Here is a 505-nt window from a genome sequence, read left to right on the forward strand (position 1 = left end):
GTTGCAGTGCTCCTGGTGATCGGAAGCCTGGCGTCATCCGCTCCCGTTTTCGCAGCGGCACATGGGCGTTCTCCGCCCGGTTGTTCAATGCCTTGTGCGACCGATGCTCGACGTCCGGCATCACCTGTCGCCTAGCTGCTCCATAGGAGCGCAGCTTGTCGGTGATTATGCGCTTCGGCGCGACGCCTTGCTTCTTCAGCAGCCGCGTCAGCAAGCGCTTGGCCGCTTTGGTGTTGCGGCGGTTCTGGACGATCTCGTCGAGCATCCATCTTGGTCGACGGCGCGCCACAACCAGTGTTTCCTGCCGGCGATGGTGATGACCTCGTCCAGGTGCCAGACATCGTTTCGGCTGTGCTGCTTGCGGCGCAAGCGGCGAGCGTAATCCGGACCGAACTTCATGCCCCACCGGCGGATTGTCTCATACGAAACCACGATCCCGCGCTCCAGCAGCATTTCTTCGGCCAGACGCTGGCTCAAGGGGAACCTGTAGTAAAGCCAGACTGCA

The 505-nt window shown here is 61.6% G+C and carries 1 pseudogene; it reads right to left on the reverse strand.

Annotated elements, in window-relative coordinates:
- Positions 1-505, reverse strand: a pseudogene (locus RFM68_RS33535) (IS6 family transposase); the annotation flags it as partial.

The organism is Mesorhizobium montanum, from assembly GCF_033977145.1.
Taxonomy (GTDB): domain Bacteria; phylum Pseudomonadota; class Alphaproteobacteria; order Rhizobiales; family Rhizobiaceae; genus Mesorhizobium; species Mesorhizobium montanum.